The 612-nt window shown below is 71.1% G+C and carries 1 pseudogene; it reads right to left on the minus strand.

Annotation, left to right across the window (positions count from 1 at the left end):
* Window positions 1-186: 186 nt before the first annotated feature.
* Window positions 187-612, minus strand: a pseudogene (locus ABD323_RS43765) (hypothetical protein); the annotation flags it as partial.

Raw genomic sequence — 612 nt, forward strand, 5'->3', positions numbered from 1 at the left:
GTTCTCCAGCCCGGCACCCGATCAGCCGCCCCAGGTACCCCAGCCTCGGGGACGGTGCGCTGTCCCTTCCGGCGTGACACCACTGTGCCCGCCCGGCCTGACACCGCCCCGACAGCCGGCACCCGTGGACGGAACACAGCGAGGGGGCACGCAGGCCGCGTGCCCCTTCGCCTTGCTACCGCAGCGTCAGCTCACGTTGAAGTAGTAGTAGTACGTCTCGTGCGTCCGTCGGTCCCGGTCGGTCGGGTAGACGGAGAGGATGTGCTGCCCGCTGGTGTCCGGGGTCCAGGAGACCTGCGCCGTGCCGTCCGCCGCTGCGGCGACGGTGGTCTCGGCACCGAAGCCGAGGGCGTAGGTGTAGGACGCCGTGTTCTTCACCTTCGGAGCGAAGGTGAACACGCCGGTGACCCCTACCCCGCCGCCGGCGGCTCCGGATCCGGTGTCCTCCGGGTAGGTCTCGGAGGTGACGGTGGGACTGGTGTCCACGTAGGCGAACAGCCGGTTGGAGGAGCTGACCCAGCCGTTCGGGCTGTGGCTGCGCACCGTGATCATGCTGCCGCCCGCGCCTGCGAGGGCGAGCGTCACCGAGGCGGTGCCGTCCGCGGCGGTCGG

This window comes from Kitasatospora nipponensis (assembly GCF_039528135.1).
GTDB classification, from domain to species: Bacteria; Actinomycetota; Actinomycetes; order Streptomycetales; family Streptomycetaceae; genus Kitasatospora; species Kitasatospora nipponensis.